Genomic DNA, 15537 nt, shown 5'->3' on the forward strand with positions numbered 1-15537 from the left:
CTCAAGGGGAAGCTCATGAAATCCGCCTACCTCGTAATCGTGCGCCGCGTGGCCCTGGCCGCGCCGCTCGCCGCCGCGCTCGCGGGCTGCATGTCGTCGACGCCGGTGTGGGACGGCCGCTTCGGCGAGTCGGTGCGCGCCGTGACGCAAGCGCAGATCATCGATCCGCATGCCGCGGAGCACGCGCCGAAGCCGGCAGTGTCGGGCAGCGCCGCGGCGTCCGCGCTCGACAACTACGACAAGTCGTTCCAGACGGTTCAGCCGCCGTCGAACACGTTCGTGATCGGCATCAGCAAGTCCGCCAACCAATAACGACAGCCGCTCAGGGAGATTGCCATGTCCCGCGTCGCTCAACATCCTCGAATCACCGCTCGCGGCAGCCGCCGCCAGCGCGGCGCCGTCGCGGTCATCGTCGCCCTCGCGCTGGCGGTGCTGATCGGGTTCGTCGGCCTCGCGCTGGATCTTGGCAAGCTGTACGTCACGCGCAGCGAACTGCAGAACAGCGCCGATGCCTGTGCATTGGCGGCTGCGCGTGACCTGACCGGCGCCACGGTGAACCTGTCGGTTTCGGAGGCGGCCGGCATTACCGCCGGCCACCAGAATTTCGCGCTGTTCCAGCAGAACGCGGTGCAGCTGCTGACGGATTCGAACGTCACCTTCAGCGATGCGCTGACCAATCCGTTCCTGCCGAAGGGCTCGGTATCGGCGCCGGCGAGCATCAAGTACGTGAAGTGCACGACGGCGCAGGGCAACATCGCGAACTGGTTCATCCAGGCGCTGAACGTGATCCCGGGCATCAACATCGCGAACGCGTCGGTGTCGGCCGCCGCGGTCGCGACCGTCGGGCCGGCGCAGACGACCTGTGCGATTCCTGTGTTCGTCTGCAAGGCGGGCACCAACGTGAGCCCGCCGGTGGCCGGCGCCAGCTACAACATCGGCGACTGGATGGCCTCGAAGACGGGCTCTCCGCCGAGCTACGGCGCCGGCAACTTCGGCTGGGCGGCGCTCAACGGCTCGAACAGCGCGTCGGAGATCACCAAGGAACTGGCCGGCAACTACTGCAACCTGCCGGCGGTCGGATCGAGCCTCGGCTCGCCGGGGAACAAGGTGTCGAGCGGCGATGCGTGGAATACGCGCTTCGGCATCTACAACAACCCGTTCAAGGGCCCGGCGGACGGCACGCCCGATTTCACCGGCTGGACGTACAACACGACCACGTGGGCCACGGGACGGGACGCATACGCCGACTTCGTGGCCCACCGCCGGACGTTCGCCAGCTATCAGGGCGACGCGACGACCGGCATCACCACGAGCGGCTCGTATGCGGCGAGCAACTATACGGCCGGCGCGGATCGCCGCCTGGTGCTGGCGCCCGAAGTCGACTGCACGCAGCTGTTGAGCGGCCACAGCGCGCCGGTGCTGCAGTGGGACTGCATGCTGATGCTCGACCCGATGGGCTCGGGCGGCGGCGCAGGCCCGGTGCACCTCGAATATCGCGGCTCGTCGTCGATGGCGGGCAGCCCATGCGCCACCGAAGGCGTGCCGGGCGACCTCGGCTCGGTCGGGCCGATGGTGCCCGTGCTGCTTCAATAACCGAGGCGATCATGAACCAGAAGCCCTTGTCCCGTCGTTCCCGGATGCGCGGCGTCGCCGCGGTCGAGTTCGCGTTCGTGATGATTCCGCTCGTGCTGCTCGTCACCGGCGTCGCGGAGTTCGGCCGCGCGATCTACCAGTACGAGGCGCTGACCAAGTCGACGCGCGATGCGGCGCGCTATCTGTCGACGTACCTGCCGAGCGATCCCGCGTATCCGCTCGCGGCCGCGCAGTGCCTCGCCGTCTACGGCAGCACGACCTGCGGCGCGAAGGGCACCGAGCTCGCGCCCGGGCTGGCGACGACCAACGTGGTGATCTGCGACGCATCGAACAACACGGGCTGCAGCGATGCGTCCGACCCGCCGCAGTTCGCGAGCGTGGTCACCTACGACGCGAACAACGGCGCGTCGGGCGGCGCGCCGTCCGGGAGCATCAACCTGGTCGAGGTCAAGATCAAGGGCTACAAGTATGTGCCGATCCCGGCGTTCCCGGGCCTGCCGCAGATCACCTTCGGCAACATCGTCACCGTGATGAGGCAAGTGTCATGAAACCGCGCACCCGTTCCCCGCTGCGTCGCCGCGCCGAGCGCGGCGCGACCGTCGTCGAGTTTGCGCTGGTCGCGGCGATCTTCTGCACGCTGCTGATCGGCATCTGCGAATTCGGCCGCGTGCTGTTCTACTGGAACACCGCGAGCGAGGCGATGCGCCTCGGTGCGCGCACCGCGACCGTGTGCGACGCGGATGCGACCGTGATCAAGCAGCGCATCACGACGCTGATGCCGCTGCTGAAGGCCAGCAACGTGACGCTCACCTATACGCCGTCGGGCTGCGATTCCGATCCGACGACCGCGCGCAGCACCTGTACGTTCGTCACGCTGCAAGTGACGGGCATCACGATCAAGACGCTGATCCCGTTCGTGAAGATCAACGTCCCCATGCCGTCGTTCTCGACCACGCTCCCTCGCGAGAGCCTGATGTCGTCCACTGGCGGAACGGTCTGCAATTAACCGAACGAGGCAAAACATGATCAACATCCTCGTGGCTTCCGACGATACGGGGCGTCTGACGCAGATCGCGCGGCTCGTCGCCGACTGCGGCAACTATCGCGTCACGCGCGCGGCCGGCCGGCCTGCGCAGATCGAGCATCGCACCGACGGGCTCGACGCGTTCGACGTGCTGATGGTCGACTGCGCGTCGCTCGACGCGGCCGAGCTGGCCGCGATCGAGCGGATGTGCCGGCTGCACATGGGCCTGACCTGCATGCTCGTGACCGCCGACGCGTCGCAGCACACGCTGCTCGACGCGATGCGCGCCGGCGTGCGCGACGTGCTGGCGTGGCCGCTCGAAGTGCATGCGCTCACCGACGCGCTGCAGCGTGCGGCCGCACAGAGCACGCGGCGCGACAGCGGCGACACCCGGATCGTCTCGTTCATGTCGTGCAAGGGCGGCTCGGGCACGACCTTCATCGCGAGCAACGTCGCGTACGAGATCGCCGAGACCTTCAAGCGCCGCGTGCTGCTGATCGACCTGAACCAGCAGTTCGGCGACGCGGCGTTCCTCGTCTCCGACGAGACGCCGCCGTCGACGCTGCCGCAGCTCTGCACGCAGCTCGAGCGCCTGGACGGCGCGTTTCTCGACGCGAGCGTCGCGCGGGTCAGCGACACCTTCCACGTGCTGGCCGGCGCGGGCGACCCCGTCAAGGCGGCCGAGATGCGCGAGGATGCGCTCGAGTGGATCCTCGGCGTCGCCGCGCCGCGCTACGACTTCGTGATCTTCGACGTCGGCCTGAGCCTCAATCCGGTGTCGATGGTCGCGCTCGACCGCAGCGACCGGATCGAGCTCGTGCTGCTGCCGACGATGCCGCACGTGCGCGCGGGGCGCCGGCTGCAGGAAATCCTGATGTCGCTCGGCTATCCGCTCGACCGGCTGCGCCTGATCGTGAACCGCAACGCGCGCGCGAGCGAGCGCACGCGTTCCGCGCTCGAGGAAGTGCTCGGCATGCACGCGACGGACGTGATTCCCGACGATCCCGTCACCGTGCTCGAATCGGTCAACCAGGGGCACCCGATTTCGCGCCTTGCGCGCAACTGCGCGGTGGCCCGCGCGCTGCAAGGCTGCGCGAAGCAGCTCGTCGAGGGCGAGATGCGCGCGGGGCACGGCGCGCAGCGCACTGAACCGCTGGTCGCCCGGCTGTTCGGCCGCGGCGCGGCGCCGAAACTCAAGTCCATGTGAATTCATTCGAGGAGTCGACCATGTCACTGCGCGAACAGTTGTCCATGCAACGGATGCCGCCGGTCGCCGCACGCGCCGACCACGGCGGTCCCGGCGGCGCGATGGTGCGCGAGGCCTATCAGAAGCTGCGCCGCGAGATCCACGCCGCGGTGCTGGAACGCGTCGAGCTCGAGCGCCTGTCGCGGATGCCGCAGGAGCAGGTCCGCCACGAGATCTCGATGCTGATCGCGCGCATCCTCGACGAGGACAAGCTGCCCGCGAACGACATCGAGCGGCGCCAGCTCGCGATCGACGTCTACGACGAGATGTTCGGCTTCGGCCCGCTCGAATCGCTGCTGCGCGACCCGAGCGTGTCGGACATCCTCGTCAACACGTACAAGCAGGTCTACGTCGAGCGGCACGGCCAGCTCGAATTGACCGACGTGACGTTCTACGACGACGCGCACCTGATGAAGGTGATCGAGAAGATCGTGTCGCGCGTCGGCCGCCGCATCGACGAGTCGAGCCCGATGGTCGACGCGCGCCTGCCGGACGGCTCGCGCGTCAACGCGATCATCCCGCCGTCGGCGATCGACGGGCCGCTGATGTCGATCCGGCGTTTCGCGGTGTGCCCGCTGAAGATGGACGACCTCGTGCGCTTCCAGAGCATCACGCCGCCGATGGCCGAGCTGCTCGACGCGCTGTCGCGCGCGAAGGTGAACGTGCTGGTGTCGGGCGGCACCGGCAGCGGCAAGACGACGCTGCTCAACATCCTGTCGGGCTTCATTCCGGCGAACGAGCGGATCGTCACGATCGAGGACGCGGCCGAGCTCCAGCTCCAGCAGCCGCACGTGCTGCGCCTCGAGACGCGTCCGCCGAACATCGAGGGCAAGGGCGAGATCACGCAGCGCACGCTGGTGCGCAACGCGCTGCGGATGCGCCCGGACCGCATCATCCTCGGCGAAGTGCGCGGCGCGGAGGCGCTCGACATGCTCAACGCGATGAACACCGGCCACGAAGGCTCGCTCGCGACGATTCACGCGAACACGCCGCGCGATGCGCTCACGCGTCTCGAAAACATGATCAGCATCGCCGGCCTGTCGCTGCCGCCGAAGACGATGCGCCAGCAGATCGCGTCGGCGATCTCGGTCGTCGTGCAGGCGGCGCGCCTGACCGACGGCAAGCGCAAGATCGTCAGCATCTCCGAGCTGACCGGGATGGAGGGCGACATCATCAACATGCAGGAGATCTTCACGTTCAGGCGCACGGGCGTGGACAAGGACGGCACGGTGCGCGGGCACTTCACCGCGACCGGCGTGCGGCCGAAGTTCGCGGACCGCCTGCAGGCGTTCGGCATCAACCTGCCGGACGCGCTCTACGACCCGGCGCGCCATTACGAGGCGAACTAACGGCGCGGCCGGCGCGCGCCGGCCGCGTTCCGAAGACGAGGAACGACCATGGATCCGATCTTCTACGCGTTTGTGATTCTCCTGTTCGTCGCGGTGGTGCTGGCGTTCGAGGGGCTCTACCAGTGGTGGAACGCCCGGCACGGCGTCGCGGCCAAGCGCATCGAGGCGCGCATCCGCGCGATGTCCGCCGGCGGGCAGGTGCAGAAGGAGCGGCTGTCGATCCTGAAGGAGCGCATGCTCAACGACGCGAAGCCGTTCGACCGCCTGCTGATGGCGATGCCGCGCGTGCACTCGCTCGACCTGCTGCTGCAGCAGTCCGGCATGAGCTGGTCGGTCGCGAAGCTGGTCGGCATGAGCCTCGCGCTGCCGCCGCTCGTGCTGGTGGCGCTGACCTTCACGACGCTGCCGTTCCCGGTCGCGGTGCTGATCGCGCTGCCGGCCTGCATGCTGCCGCTGCTGTTCGTGATGCGCAACCGCGGGCGCCGGATGCGCAAGCTCGAGCGCCAGCTGCCCGACGTGTGCGACATGATCGCGCGGGCCTTGCGTTCCGGCCACGCGTTCACGAGCGCGATCGGGATGGTCAGCGACGAGTTTTCCGAGCCGATGGGCAGCGAGTTCCGCATCACGTTCGACGAGATCAACTACGGCGTGTCGCTGCACGACGCGCTGATGAATCTCGCGAACCGGGTGCCGGTGCGCGACCTGCGCTACTTCGTGATCGCGGTGCTGATCCAGCGCGAGACCGGCGGCAACCTGGCCGAGCTGCTCGACGGCATCGCCGCGCTGATCCGCGAGCGCTTCAAGCTGTTCGACAAGATTCGCGTGCTGGCCGCGGAAGGGCGCATGTCGGCGTGGGTGCTGGGGCTGCTGCCGTTCGCCGCCGCCGGCGCGATGATGCTGCTGAACCCGGAATTCCTGGCGGTGCTCTGGCAGGACCCGGCCGGGATCAAGCTGGTCGTCTCCACGCTGGTGTCGATGGCGTTCGGCGTGCTGTGGATGCGCCGGATCATCCGGATCCGTGTCTGACGCGCGGCGCGCGCGACGTGACCGGATGCTTCACGCTCTGATCGAGGAGTTGTCATGCAAAACCTGAACCTGATACAAATCCTGATGCTCGGCGGGCTGTTCGCGGCGGTGTTCGCCGGCGCGCTGGTGGCGCTGCTCGTGTTCGTGCCGCGCAACATGCAGCGCCGCCTGCAGCAGGCGGGCGGCGGCGCCGTGACGCTCGGCGACGGCGCTTCGACGGGCGGCTTCGCGTCCGAGTGGGTCGAGAAGTTCGCCGAGATGTCGAAGCCGATCTCGAAGCTGTCGGTGCCGAAGGAGGGCTGGGAAGATTCGCCGCTGCGGGTCCGGCTGATGAACGCCGGCTGGCGCACGCCGAACGCCGCGAGCGTGTATTTCGGCGCCAAGACGCTGCTCGCGATCGCGCTGCCGGCCATGCTGCTGCCGGCGCTGATCACGACGAAGCTCGCGGAGAGCCGCTACACGCTGTCGATGATCCTCGTGCTGTTCGGCGCGATCGGCTATTACCTGCCGAACGTCGTGCTGGCGCGCAGGATCGCATCGCGCCAGCGCGTGATCTTCGAGGATTTCCCGGACGCGCTCGACCTGCTGACCGTATGCGTCGAGGCGGGCCTGAGCCTCGACTCGGCGCTGCTGAAGGTATGCGAGGAGCTGCAATTCCGCAGCCCGGTCGTCGCGAGCGAGCTCGACCTGATGCTGCTCGAAATGCGCTCGGGCTTCACGAAGGAAGCCGCGCTGCGCAATCTCGCGCTGCGCACCGGCGTCGAGGACATCGAATCGTTCTGCGCGATGCTGATCCAGGCCGACCGCTTCGGCACGAGCATCGGCGATTCGCTGCGCGTGCTGTCCGACATGCTGCGCACGCGGCGGCGCATGCGCGCGGAGGAACGCGCGGCGAAGATCGCGCTGAAGCTGCTGTTCCCGCTGATCTTCTGCATCTTTCCGGCCCTGCTGACGGTGCTGCTCGGACCGGCATTCATCCACATCTACCGGATCCTGCTGCCGACCTTTGCGTCGATGAACGGCGGCTGAGAATTCCGGACGACGGGCGCCGCCGGATCACGGCGGCGGGGAGGGGAGGCGGCCGGCTTGTCCGGCCGCGTCTTTTTTGTTTCACGATGATCGATCAGGTACTTCGGGCAGGTACGTGTCCTCATTGCTTGTGGCTTGCATCTTGAAACTTACGTGTGTAGTATGACTTTCATGTTGAAAGTAAGTGCCCGAGAGAAGGGACATCAGATGAAGCGTACCGATCTAAGCGCATGGGCATGCCCGATTGCTCGCAGCGTGAGCCGTGTTGGAGAGTGGTGGAGCATCCTCATCCTGCGGGATGCGATGTATGGGCTGACCCGCTTCGACGAATTTGAAGAGAGCCTTGGCATCGCCACCAACATGCTCACCCGCCGGCTGACCGATCTGGTTGCTGCCGGATTGCTGGAGCGTGTTCAGTACAGCAGCAAGCCTCCCCGGTATGAGTACGTTTTGACCGAACTCGGCTGGTCATTCCGCCCGGTCATGCTGGCGCTCACGGAATGGGGAAGCGAGCGGCTGTCTCCGCAGGGACGCACGGTCCAACTGCTCGACAAGGCATCGGGACGGGCTGCGCGCATTGGCGTCGTGGACCTGGAAACAGGACAGCTGATTACGCGAGACAGCCATGTGGTCGTGCCCGGCCCTGCTGCGGACGCGATCATCCAGGAGCGTTTTGCACGAGCAAGGACGAAGCATGCGGCGACCGAGCGAGCGTGAACAGGCCCCTAGGGGAAGGGCGCTCACGGCTTCGCGACCGACGGCCAAGCGCTCGCCGTATATGTGATTGAGACTGATGAATATGAAAAGAATTGTTGTAACGGGCATGGGTATCGTCTCCCCCCTTGGATGCGGGCTGGAGCACGTGTGGCGCAGGTTGCTTGACGGCGATTCCGGCATCGTTTCCCTGCCGCCCGAAATCGTTGACGGCATACCTGCGAAGGTCGGCGGCCTGGTTCCCGAGCGCACGGAGACTTACCCGGCTGGATTCGATCCGAATCTGGCTGCCGATCCCAAGGATCAGAAGAAGATGGATCGCTTCATCCTGCTTGCCCTTGCGGCGGCAAAGGAGGCGCTCGAGCAGGCAAAATGGTCGCCCGAAGATGAGAACGGGCAGACGAGGACAGCGACTATCGTCGCGTCGGGCATCGGTGGATTCGGAGCGATTGCCGACGCGGTTCGAACCAGCGAAAGCAAAGGGCCTCGCCGTCTTTCTCCCTTTACCATTCCCAGCTTCCTGGCAAACATGGCCGCCGGAAATATTGCGATTCGCCACGGCTTCAAGGGGCCGATCGGCGCTCCGGTCACGGCTTGCGCGGCCAGCGTTCAGGCAATTGGCGACGCCGCACGTTTGATCCGGGCGGGGGAAGCAGACATTGCACTGTGTGGCGGGGCCGAAGCATGTATCGACAGGGTCAGCGTAGGTGCCTTCGCGGCCGCAAGGGCGCTTTCCACCGGCTTTGCCGAACACCCGGAGGAATCTTCCCGGCCATTCGATCAGGGGCGTGACGGATTTGTCATGGGCGAAGGAGCCGGGTTACTGGTCATCGAGGAACTGGAGCATGCATTGCGTCGCGGTGCGACGCCGATCGTCGAGTTGGTCGGTTACGGGACCAGTTCGGATGCTTACCATATGACCTCGACGCCAGCCGACGGGAACGGTGCGCGTAGAGCGATGGAATTGGCACTCAGGCAGGCGGGAATTGCCCCGGGCGGCGTTCAGCATCTGAACGCGCATGCTACGTCCACTCAACTTGGCGACAGCAGCGAACTGAACGCCATCAAGGCAGTGTTCGGAGGCTCCGGGGGCCCAGCAGTCTCGGCTACGAAATCAGCCACAGGGCATTTGCTGGGTGCAGCCGGCGGAATCGAAGCCATTTTTACGGCGCTGGCGATACGAGACCAGATCGCGCCCGCCACGCGAAACCTGCAAACACCGGACGAAGGCGCAGCCGGTGTCGATATCGTGTGCAGGTCCCCCCGGCAAATGGAAATCGAATATGCGATTTCCAACGGATTCGGGTTCGGCGGTGTGAATGCAAGTGTGCTGTTCCGCCGTTTTGAATAACTGAGCGGCGGCCTTCGATCCGCTCGCGGCTGGGCCGGCCTCGACGGCGGCCCGGCCAGCCCGATCCGGCCGCCGTGCGGGGCGCCCGTGACGCCGCGTCAGCCCCCGTAGATGTCGAAATCGAAGTACTTCGATGCGAGCCGCCTGTAGGTGCCGTCCTTGACCATGTCGAGGATCGCGCGGTCGATCTTCGCCTTCAGGTCCGCGTCCTCCTTGCGCAGGCCGATGCCCGCGCCGACGCCCAGTACCTTCTCGTCGACGAGCTCCGGCCCGACGAACTGGTAGCCGGCGCCGCGCGGCGACTTCAGGAAGCCGATCGCGGCCTGCACCTCGTCCTGCAGCGCGGCGTCGAGGCGGCCGGCCAGCAGGTCCGCATAGACGCCGTCCTGGTTCTGGTACGACACGACGTTCGCCCCTTGCTTCGCCCAGTACGCCTTCGCGTACGCTTCCTGCGTCGTGCCCTGTTCGACGCCGACCGACTTGCCCTTCAGCGAATCGGCACTCGGCGCGAGCGGCGAGCCCTTCTTCACGACGAGACGCGTCGGCTGGTTGTAGATCTTCGTCGTGAACGCGATCTGCTCGGCGCGCTGCGCGGTGATCGACATCGACGACAGCACCGCGTCGAACTTCTTCGCCTTCAGCGCCGGGATCATCCCGTCGAAATCGTTCTCGAGCCACACGCACTTCGCCTTCAGGCGCGCGCAGATCTCGTTGCCGAGATCGATGTCGAAGCCGACGAGCTTGCCGTCGGGCGCCTTCGACTCGAACGGCGCGTAGCTCGCGTCGGTGCCGAAGCGCAGCGTGGTCCAGTCCTTCGCGGCGGCGGGGCCTGCCGATACCGCGAGCAGGGCGATCGAAACGGCGGCAATCAGTCTCTTCATGGTGCGTTCCTTGGCGTGGTCGGTCCGGTTCCGGGGCGGACGGGAGGCATCCGCGCTGTCCCGTGCCGCCATTAGCGCAGAAAATAAAATAACAGTCCAGAATGGACAAAAAATATCGTTTCGGCGCGAGCAAACCCCGAGCGCCGAACGCCGGGTGCCGACCCTTGCACAAATACGAAAATGGACTAATCTTGTTAGTGAATTCGTTTTGAGACTAACGCTCATGTCCCGGCCCGCTCACATCCCGCATCCCGTTCCGCCGCAGGCTTCGGTCGCCCAGATGTCGGCGGCCGGCCTGCGCGCGTTCTTCAACATCGCGCGCGACTGGGAGCTGACGATCGACGAGCAGATCGTGCTGCTCGGCTCGCCCGGCCGGTCGACGTTCTTCAAGTGGAAGGCGGCGCCGGAATCGGCGCGCCTGCCGCGCGACACGCTCGAACGGCTGTCGCTGCTGCTCGGCATCTACAAGGCGCTACAGATCCTGCTGCCGCAATCGGCGGCCGCCGACGCGTGGGTCAAGCGCCCGAACGACGCCGCGCCGTTCGGCGGCAAGCGCGCGCTGGACCGCATGCTGGCGGGCAACGTCGGCGATCTCGTCGCGGTGCGCCAGTATCTCGACGCGATGCGGGGCGGATGGGCGTGAACACTCCCGACGCGTTGATGAACTGGCCGACGACGGCCCTCGACTGGACGCCCGCCTATCGCGTCATCCCCACCCGCTTTCCGGCGATCAACCTGTTCGACCGCGTCGCGTCGGCGGACGATTTCGACGCGCTCTACGCGCTCGAATCGCTGACCAACGACCGCATCCGCAACGAGGTCGGCACGCTCGACCTGGTGCCGCCCGACGAGCGCCGCTACGGGCTCGGCTGGGGGCCGATCATGGCTGCGTTCACCCACCTGAATCCGCAGGGCAGCCGCTTCTCGGACGGCCGCTACGGCGTGTTCTACTGCGCACGCTCGCGCGACACGGCGATCGCCGAGACCCGCTACCACAGCGGGCTGTTCCTGGCCGCGACGAAGGAGCCGCCGATGCGCCAGCAGATGCGGCTGTACACGGTGGTCGCGCAAGGCGACGTGGCCGACGTGCGCACGTGGCCGCGGCGCGATCCGGCGCTGCTGCATCCGCGCAACTACGCGGCGGGGCAGGCGCTCGGCCGCGCGGTGCGCGACGCGGGCGGCGCGGGGGTCGTCTATCCGTCGGTGCGCGATCCGCTCGGCGAATGCCTGGCGGCGTTCCGCACCACGATCCTGCGCGACTGTCATCACGCGGCCTATCTCGAATACAACTGGAACGGCGCGGCGATCGATGCGGTGTACGAATTGAGCCAGGTCGGCTAGCGCCGGCCGGCGGGGCAGGCGCTGCCGCGCGTCACGGCAACGGCCATTGCTGCGCGTGCCGTTCGCGCGCTTGCGCCTGCGTCGCCGACCAGCTGCTCCCGGTGCGCGGCTCGACGAGCGTGAGCCGTCCCGCCGGCGCGAACGCGCCCGTGTCGATGAACCACTGCGCGCCGATCCGCAGCGGCGCGCGCACCGGCGTATGGCCGCTGCAGGTGAGCGACAGCCCGTGCTGCAGGCCCGGGTCGGCGAGCCCCTGGACGAGATCGCGGCCCCAGATCAGCCGCTCGCGCACGTCGGGCGCGTAGTGGCCCTTATCGAGATCGTCGTCGTCGCCGAAGAATTCCGCATGCAGCACGTTGAAGCGCTCCGGCCCGTCGCCGACCACCCGCACGAGCGGCAGCGCGTCGACGCGCGCCGCATGCTCGCGCAGCCGCTCCGGCGGCAGGTCCGCGCCCCAGTCGCCGCCGATGCCGCGCCACGCGTCGGGCGCCAGCTTGCCGCGCGCGACGAGGCTCAGCACTTCCTCGTGATTGCCGCGCACCACGTGGCACCACGGGCGATCGAGCAGGTCGAGCGCGGCTTCCGATTCGGGGCCGCGGTCGACGAGGTCGCCGACGCAGAACAGGCGGTCGCGGGCCGGATCGAAGCGAACCTCGTGCAGCAGCGCGCGCAGCGCATCGAGGCAGCCGTGAAGGTCGCCGACCACGAAGTCGCGGCCGACGGTGTTCGCCGGATGGCGGCAGAGGGCGGGGGTGGCAGTCATCCTCATATCTTAGGCGCTTGCGATCATCGCCACGACCCGTCGGAATGGCGATAATCGGGGCGGTACCAGCCGGAATCCCCGAGACTGACCGGCGCCTTTCATTCGCTTTCGGAAACTCACCATGACCCTTTATCCGCAGGTATTACGCAACCGGCCGCGCCTGGTGGCGGCGTTCGCCGCAGGCTTGCTGTGCGCGCTGCTGCTGCCGCTTCCGCTGCGCCCGACCGTGCGCGCGCTGATCGGCTGGGATGTCGCGGTGTGGCTGTATCTCGCGCTGATGTGGGTGCGCATGGTGACCGCGCACCACCATCAGGTGCGCGAGATCGCGATCCGCGAGGACGAGAGCGCGACCACCGTGCTGACGATCATCTGTTTCGCGACCGTCGCGAGCGTCGCGGCGATCGCGATCGAGCTCGCGACGGCCAAGGGCGTGGGCTTTCGCGCGGGGCTCGGCCATTACGCGGTGACGGCGGCGACGCTGTTCGGCGCGTGGTTCCTGATCCCGACGATCTTCACGCTGCATTACGCGCGGCTCTACTACGCGTCGCCGGCCAGCGAGCGTGCGCTCCGCTTCCCGGACACGAAGCTCGAACCCGACTACTGGGACTTCCTGTATTTCTCGTTCACGATCGCGGTTGCGTCGCAGACCGCCGACGTGGCGCTCGGCAGCCGCCCGGCGCGGCGCGCGGTACTGTCGCAGTCGATTCTTTCGTTCTACTTCAACATGGCGGTGCTGGGCCTGTCGATCAACGTCGCGGCCGGGCTGCTGGGCTGAGCCGCGTAGCGCGCCGCGTGCGGCGACAGGCGTCCCGTCGGGGTCGATACGCTTTTAATAATGTCCGGCGGCGCGCGTCGCCACCGGAAAAGCAGCGCATACTCATCTACTCCCTCCCGCTTGGCAACCCGCATGCCAGTCCCCCTGCGCCGCCGCGACGGCGCATCCGTGCAGCCCGGCATGCACGAGGAGCGCGTGATGTCAGATTGTCCGCACGATCCGTATGCGCATCACTACATTCACTGTCTGTCGTCCGGCGCGCAGCCGTGCGGCGCGATCGGCGCGTCGCCGCGCACGCACTTCCGCGTATGGGCGCCGGGCTGCGCGCAGGTCCAGCTCGAACTCGACACCGGCAGCGGCATGACGCTGGTGCCGATGGCGCCGGCCGGCCCCAACTGGTTCGAGGTCTTCGCCGACTGCGGCGCGGGCGCGCGCTACCGCTATCGCCTCGACGACGCGGTCTCGATTCCCGATCCCGCCTCCCGCTCGCAGCCCGAAGGGCTGAACGGCCCGAGCGAGGTCGTCGATCCGCGCGCGTTCACGTGGCGGCACACGTTCTGGCGCGGCCGCCCGTGGGAGGACATCGCGCTGTACGCGATCCAGCCGCGCGCGGCCGGCGGCTTCGACGGCGTGCGCCGCCGGCTGCCGCAGCTCGCGCATCTCGGCGTGACCGCGCTCGAACTGCTCGCGTCGCCGCACGACAGCCTGCCGTTCGCGCCGCTCGCGATCGACGGCGGCCCCGACGCGCTGAAGGCGCTGATCGACGACGCGCACGGCTACGGTCTCGCGGTGCTGCTCGAACTCGATTACGCACGGTTCGGCAGCGGCACGGACGCGTTGCGCCATTACGCCGCGCCGTTCTTCCACTCCCGCGACGATCCTTTGCAGGCGCCGCCGCTCGCGCTCGACCATCCGGAAGTGTGCGATTTCTTCTGCGACAACGCGCTGTACTGGTTCGACGAATACCGTTGCGACGGCCTGCGGCTGCGCGAGGCGGACCGCATCGGCATCACGTGGCTGCGCGAGATCGCAGACCGCGTGCGCGCAGCGGTGCCGGCCGACCGGCTGATCCATCTGGTGCTCGGCAGCGAGCGGCATCCGGCGCATCTCGCCGACACGCATTTCGACGCGCAATGGAACGGCTGCGGCGAACGCGCGCTGCACCGGCTGACGGGCCGCGACGCGTCCGGTCATGAAGGGATCTCGTCGCATCAGTCGATCCACACGCTCGCGCGGGCCCTGACGGCTGCCGGTGCCGCGTTCCAGCCGGCGGCCCAAAGCGAGGGCGGCCCGGCGGATACGGCACTGCCGCTGACGTCACTCGTGCTGTCGGATGGCGCATGGCGGGACAGCGGCCAGGATCGCGAAGCGGGCCTCGCCGCGCTCGCGCTGTCGCTGCTGACGCCGCAGATTCCGCTGATCTTCGACGAAACCGCGCGCGATCTCGAACGCGCGCATTTCGTGCAGTCGGCGCTCGCGGTGCGCGCGAAGCTGATCGCGCCGCGCCTGGCCGATTGCCGGCCGCAGGATGCGCACACGCTGCGCACGGGCAGCACCGGCGAGGCCGATGCGCTGCTCGCGTCGTGGCGGCTCGCCGACGGCGAGATGCTCAGCATCGCGCTGAACCTGTCGCCGGATGCGGTGCCGTTCGACGCGCCGGCGGGGATGGTGGTGTTCGAGACGCCGGGCCGCGCGCGCGACCGGGTCGACGGCGGCGAGCTGCCGCCGTATTCGCTTGTTGCGTGGCTGACGGGCGACGTCAACCAGTATGCGCTGACGCACGACGCGCGCCGGATCGACGACGGCGCATGGCGCGGGATGCTTGCCTGAGTGTCCGGGGACCGCCGCGCGCGAGCGCGCTACCAGAAGCCGCGGATGCCCGCGATGCCGTGCGCGCCGTGGCGGCGCGCGTCGGCGAGCTGGTCGCGGGTCATTCCGCCCAGAGCATAGACGGGCACCGCGACCTGCGCGGCCCATTCCGCGAAGCGGGCCCAGCCGAGCGTCGGCGCGCCGGGATGGCTGAGCGTCGGCAGCACCGGCGACAGCGTGACGAAGTCCACGCCGATGTGCTCGGCATGCTTCAGGTCGTCGAGCGTATGGCACGCGGCGGACACGAGCCGCGCGGGCGGCAGCGGCCGCCGTGCGGCCGCGCGCAGCGCGGCGCCGTCGAGGTGCCAGCCGGCGCCGCCGAGTTGCGTCAGCGTTTGCGCATCGATCCTGCCGTTGAGCACCAGCCGGGCGCCGCTCGCTTCGCAGCGCGCGAGCGCGTCCGCCGCGAGCCGCGCGAACGCCGCCGCGTCGAACGACTTCACGCGCAGCTGCACCAGCGTCTCGCCGCGCGCGAGCACGGCCGACAGCCGGTCGAGGAACGCGCGGCAGTCCGCGTCCGACGCGGAGGCCGGCTCCGGCGTGATCACGCAGCAGGGCGGCAGCGGCGTGCTCATC

General features: G+C 68.0%; 17 protein-coding genes. 14 read left to right on the forward strand and 3 right to left on the reverse strand.

What is annotated here, in order from left to right:
- Nucleotides 1–15 precede the first annotated feature (15 nt).
- From HWX31_RS22865 to fabF, 10 genes are all read left to right on the forward strand, one after another.
- Nucleotides 16–312, forward strand: a complete 297-nt coding sequence (locus tag HWX31_RS22865; protein WP_174965952.1) for a hypothetical protein — start codon at nt 16–18, stop codon at nt 310–312.
- A 24-nt stretch (nt 313–336) separates the two neighbouring features.
- Nucleotides 337–1593, forward strand: a complete 1257-nt coding sequence (locus HWX31_RS22870; RefSeq protein WP_174965953.1) for a pilus assembly protein TadG-related protein — start codon at nt 337–339, stop codon at nt 1591–1593.
- Nucleotides 1594–1637: 44 nt separating this feature from the next.
- A complete protein-coding gene (locus tag HWX31_RS22875; protein WP_174965965.1) occupies nt 1638–2141 on the forward strand; it encodes a TadE/TadG family type IV pilus assembly protein in 504 nt (167 codons plus the stop codon).
- Nucleotides 2138–2599: a TadE/TadG family type IV pilus assembly protein gene (locus HWX31_RS22880; RefSeq protein ID WP_174965954.1), complete on the forward strand. Its 462-nt coding sequence runs from the start codon at nt 2138–2140 to the stop codon at nt 2597–2599. The genes HWX31_RS22875 and HWX31_RS22880 overlap by 4 nt, the downstream gene beginning before the upstream one ends.
- 16 nt (nt 2600–2615) lie before the next feature.
- On the forward strand, nt 2616–3824 hold the full coding sequence (locus HWX31_RS22885; RefSeq protein WP_174965955.1) for a CpaE/TadZ family protein: 1209 nt from the start codon (nt 2616–2618) through the stop codon (nt 3822–3824).
- A 20-nt stretch (nt 3825–3844) separates the two neighbouring features.
- Nucleotides 3845–5212 (forward strand): TadA family conjugal transfer-associated ATPase, encoded by a 1368-nt coding sequence (locus HWX31_RS22890; RefSeq protein WP_059610863.1) that lies wholly within the window; start codon nt 3845–3847, stop codon nt 5210–5212.
- 48 nt (nt 5213–5260) lie between these two features.
- Nucleotides 5261–6238 (forward strand): type II secretion system F family protein, encoded by a 978-nt coding sequence (locus tag HWX31_RS22895; protein ID WP_059610861.1) that lies wholly within the window; start codon nt 5261–5263, stop codon nt 6236–6238.
- Nucleotides 6239–6292: 54 nt separating this feature from the next.
- The gene (locus HWX31_RS22900) at nt 6293–7267 is read left to right on the forward strand and encodes a type II secretion system F family protein (RefSeq protein ID WP_174965956.1); all 975 of its coding nucleotides are present in this window, start codon (nt 6293–6295) and stop codon (nt 7265–7267) included.
- Nucleotides 7268–7474: 207 nt separating this feature from the next.
- Nucleotides 7475–7984, forward strand: a complete 510-nt coding sequence (locus HWX31_RS22905) for a winged helix-turn-helix transcriptional regulator (protein ID WP_059610857.1) — start codon at nt 7475–7477, stop codon at nt 7982–7984.
- A gap of 76 nt (nt 7985–8060) precedes the next feature.
- Nucleotides 8061–9332: a beta-ketoacyl-ACP synthase II gene (gene fabF, locus HWX31_RS22910; RefSeq protein ID WP_174965957.1), complete on the forward strand. Its 1272-nt coding sequence runs from the start codon at nt 8061–8063 to the stop codon at nt 9330–9332.
- Nucleotides 9333–9430: 98 nt separating this feature from the next.
- Here fabF and HWX31_RS22915 read toward each other — a convergent pair whose 3' ends face one another.
- A complete protein-coding gene (locus HWX31_RS22915; protein ID WP_059610853.1) occupies nt 9431–10213 on the reverse strand; it encodes an ABC transporter substrate-binding protein in 783 nt (260 codons plus the stop codon).
- 223 nt (nt 10214–10436) lie between these two features.
- Here HWX31_RS22915 and HWX31_RS22920 point away from each other — a divergent pair, with 223 nt between their 5' ends.
- Both HWX31_RS22920 and HWX31_RS22925 read left to right on the forward strand, forming a co-directional pair.
- Complete coding sequence (locus HWX31_RS22920; RefSeq protein ID WP_174965958.1) at nt 10437–10856, forward strand: MbcA/ParS/Xre antitoxin family protein; 420 nt, start codon at nt 10437–10439, stop codon at nt 10854–10856.
- Nucleotides 10847–11554, forward strand: coding sequence for an RES family NAD+ phosphorylase (locus HWX31_RS22925; RefSeq protein ID WP_059490720.1), 708 nt, complete (start codon nt 10847–10849; stop codon nt 11552–11554). Before HWX31_RS22920 ends, HWX31_RS22925 begins: the two co-directional genes overlap by 10 nt.
- A gap of 31 nt (nt 11555–11585) precedes the next feature.
- Here the strand turns inward: HWX31_RS22925 and HWX31_RS22930 are convergent, their stop codons facing one another.
- Entirely contained in the window at nt 11586–12317 is a 732-nt protein-coding gene (locus HWX31_RS22930; RefSeq protein WP_174965959.1) for a metallophosphoesterase, read from the reverse strand.
- A gap of 121 nt (nt 12318–12438) precedes the next feature.
- On the opposite strand from HWX31_RS22930, the gene HWX31_RS22935 reads away from it, so the two are divergent.
- Together HWX31_RS22935 and HWX31_RS22940 are read left to right on the forward strand one after the other, a co-directional pair.
- Nucleotides 12439–13092 carry a DUF1345 domain-containing protein gene (locus HWX31_RS22935; RefSeq protein ID WP_174965960.1) on the forward strand — a complete coding sequence of 218 codons (654 nt, stop codon included), beginning with the start codon at nt 12439–12441 and terminating at the stop codon, nt 13090–13092.
- 198 nt (nt 13093–13290) lie between these two features.
- Nucleotides 13291–14922 carry a DUF3459 domain-containing protein gene (locus HWX31_RS22940; RefSeq protein WP_174965966.1) on the forward strand — a complete coding sequence of 544 codons (1632 nt, stop codon included), beginning with the start codon at nt 13291–13293 and terminating at the stop codon, nt 14920–14922.
- A 29-nt stretch (nt 14923–14951) separates the two neighbouring features.
- Here HWX31_RS22940 and HWX31_RS22945 read toward each other — a convergent pair whose 3' ends face one another.
- Nucleotides 14952–15536 (reverse strand): thiamine phosphate synthase, encoded by a 585-nt coding sequence (locus HWX31_RS22945; protein WP_174965961.1) that lies wholly within the window; start codon nt 15534–15536, stop codon nt 14952–14954.
- Nucleotide 15537: the final 1 nt, after the last annotated feature.

It is taken from the genome of Burkholderia ubonensis (assembly GCF_902833085.1).
Classification (GTDB): Bacteria; Pseudomonadota; Gammaproteobacteria; order Burkholderiales; family Burkholderiaceae; genus Burkholderia; species Burkholderia ubonensis.

What these genes read in the sequence shown, in the direction of transcription:
- HWX31_RS22865 (WP_174965952.1), top strand. Translation starts at nt 16, where the DNA reads ATGAAATCCGCCTACCTCGTAATCGTGCGCCGCGTGGCCCTGGCCGCG.
- HWX31_RS22870 (WP_174965953.1), top strand. Translation starts at nt 337, where the DNA reads ATGTCCCGCGTCGCTCAACATCCTCGAATCACCGCTCGCGGCAGCCGC.
- HWX31_RS22875 (WP_174965965.1), top strand. Translation starts at nt 1,638, where the DNA reads ATGCGCGGCGTCGCCGCGGTCGAGTTCGCGTTCGTGATGATTCCGCTC.
- HWX31_RS22880 (WP_174965954.1), top strand. Translation starts at nt 2,138, where the DNA reads ATGAAACCGCGCACCCGTTCCCCGCTGCGTCGCCGCGCCGAGCGCGGC.
- HWX31_RS22885 (WP_174965955.1), top strand. Translation starts at nt 2,616, where the DNA reads ATGATCAACATCCTCGTGGCTTCCGACGATACGGGGCGTCTGACGCAG.
- HWX31_RS22890 (WP_059610863.1), top strand. Translation starts at nt 3,845, where the DNA reads ATGTCACTGCGCGAACAGTTGTCCATGCAACGGATGCCGCCGGTCGCC.
- HWX31_RS22895 (WP_059610861.1), top strand. Translation starts at nt 5,261, where the DNA reads ATGGATCCGATCTTCTACGCGTTTGTGATTCTCCTGTTCGTCGCGGTG.
- HWX31_RS22900 (WP_174965956.1), top strand. Translation starts at nt 6,293, where the DNA reads ATGCAAAACCTGAACCTGATACAAATCCTGATGCTCGGCGGGCTGTTC.
- HWX31_RS22905 (WP_059610857.1), top strand. Translation starts at nt 7,475, where the DNA reads ATGAAGCGTACCGATCTAAGCGCATGGGCATGCCCGATTGCTCGCAGC.
- fabF (WP_174965957.1), top strand. Translation starts at nt 8,061, where the DNA reads ATGAATATGAAAAGAATTGTTGTAACGGGCATGGGTATCGTCTCCCCC.
- HWX31_RS22915 (WP_059610853.1), bottom strand. Translation starts at nt 10,213, where the DNA reads ATGAAGAGACTGATTGCCGCCGTTTCGATCGCCCTGCTCGCGGTATCG.
- HWX31_RS22920 (WP_174965958.1), top strand. Translation starts at nt 10,437, where the DNA reads ATGTCCCGGCCCGCTCACATCCCGCATCCCGTTCCGCCGCAGGCTTCG.
- HWX31_RS22925 (WP_059490720.1), top strand. Translation starts at nt 10,847, where the DNA reads ATGGGCGTGAACACTCCCGACGCGTTGATGAACTGGCCGACGACGGCC.
- HWX31_RS22930 (WP_174965959.1), bottom strand. Translation starts at nt 12,317, where the DNA reads ATGACTGCCACCCCCGCCCTCTGCCGCCATCCGGCGAACACCGTCGGC.
- HWX31_RS22935 (WP_174965960.1), top strand. Translation starts at nt 12,439, where the DNA reads ATGACCCTTTATCCGCAGGTATTACGCAACCGGCCGCGCCTGGTGGCG.
- HWX31_RS22940 (WP_174965966.1), top strand. Translation starts at nt 13,291, where the DNA reads ATGTCAGATTGTCCGCACGATCCGTATGCGCATCACTACATTCACTGT.
- HWX31_RS22945 (WP_174965961.1), bottom strand. Translation starts at nt 15,536, where the DNA reads ATGAGCACGCCGCTGCCGCCCTGCTGCGTGATCACGCCGGAGCCGGCC.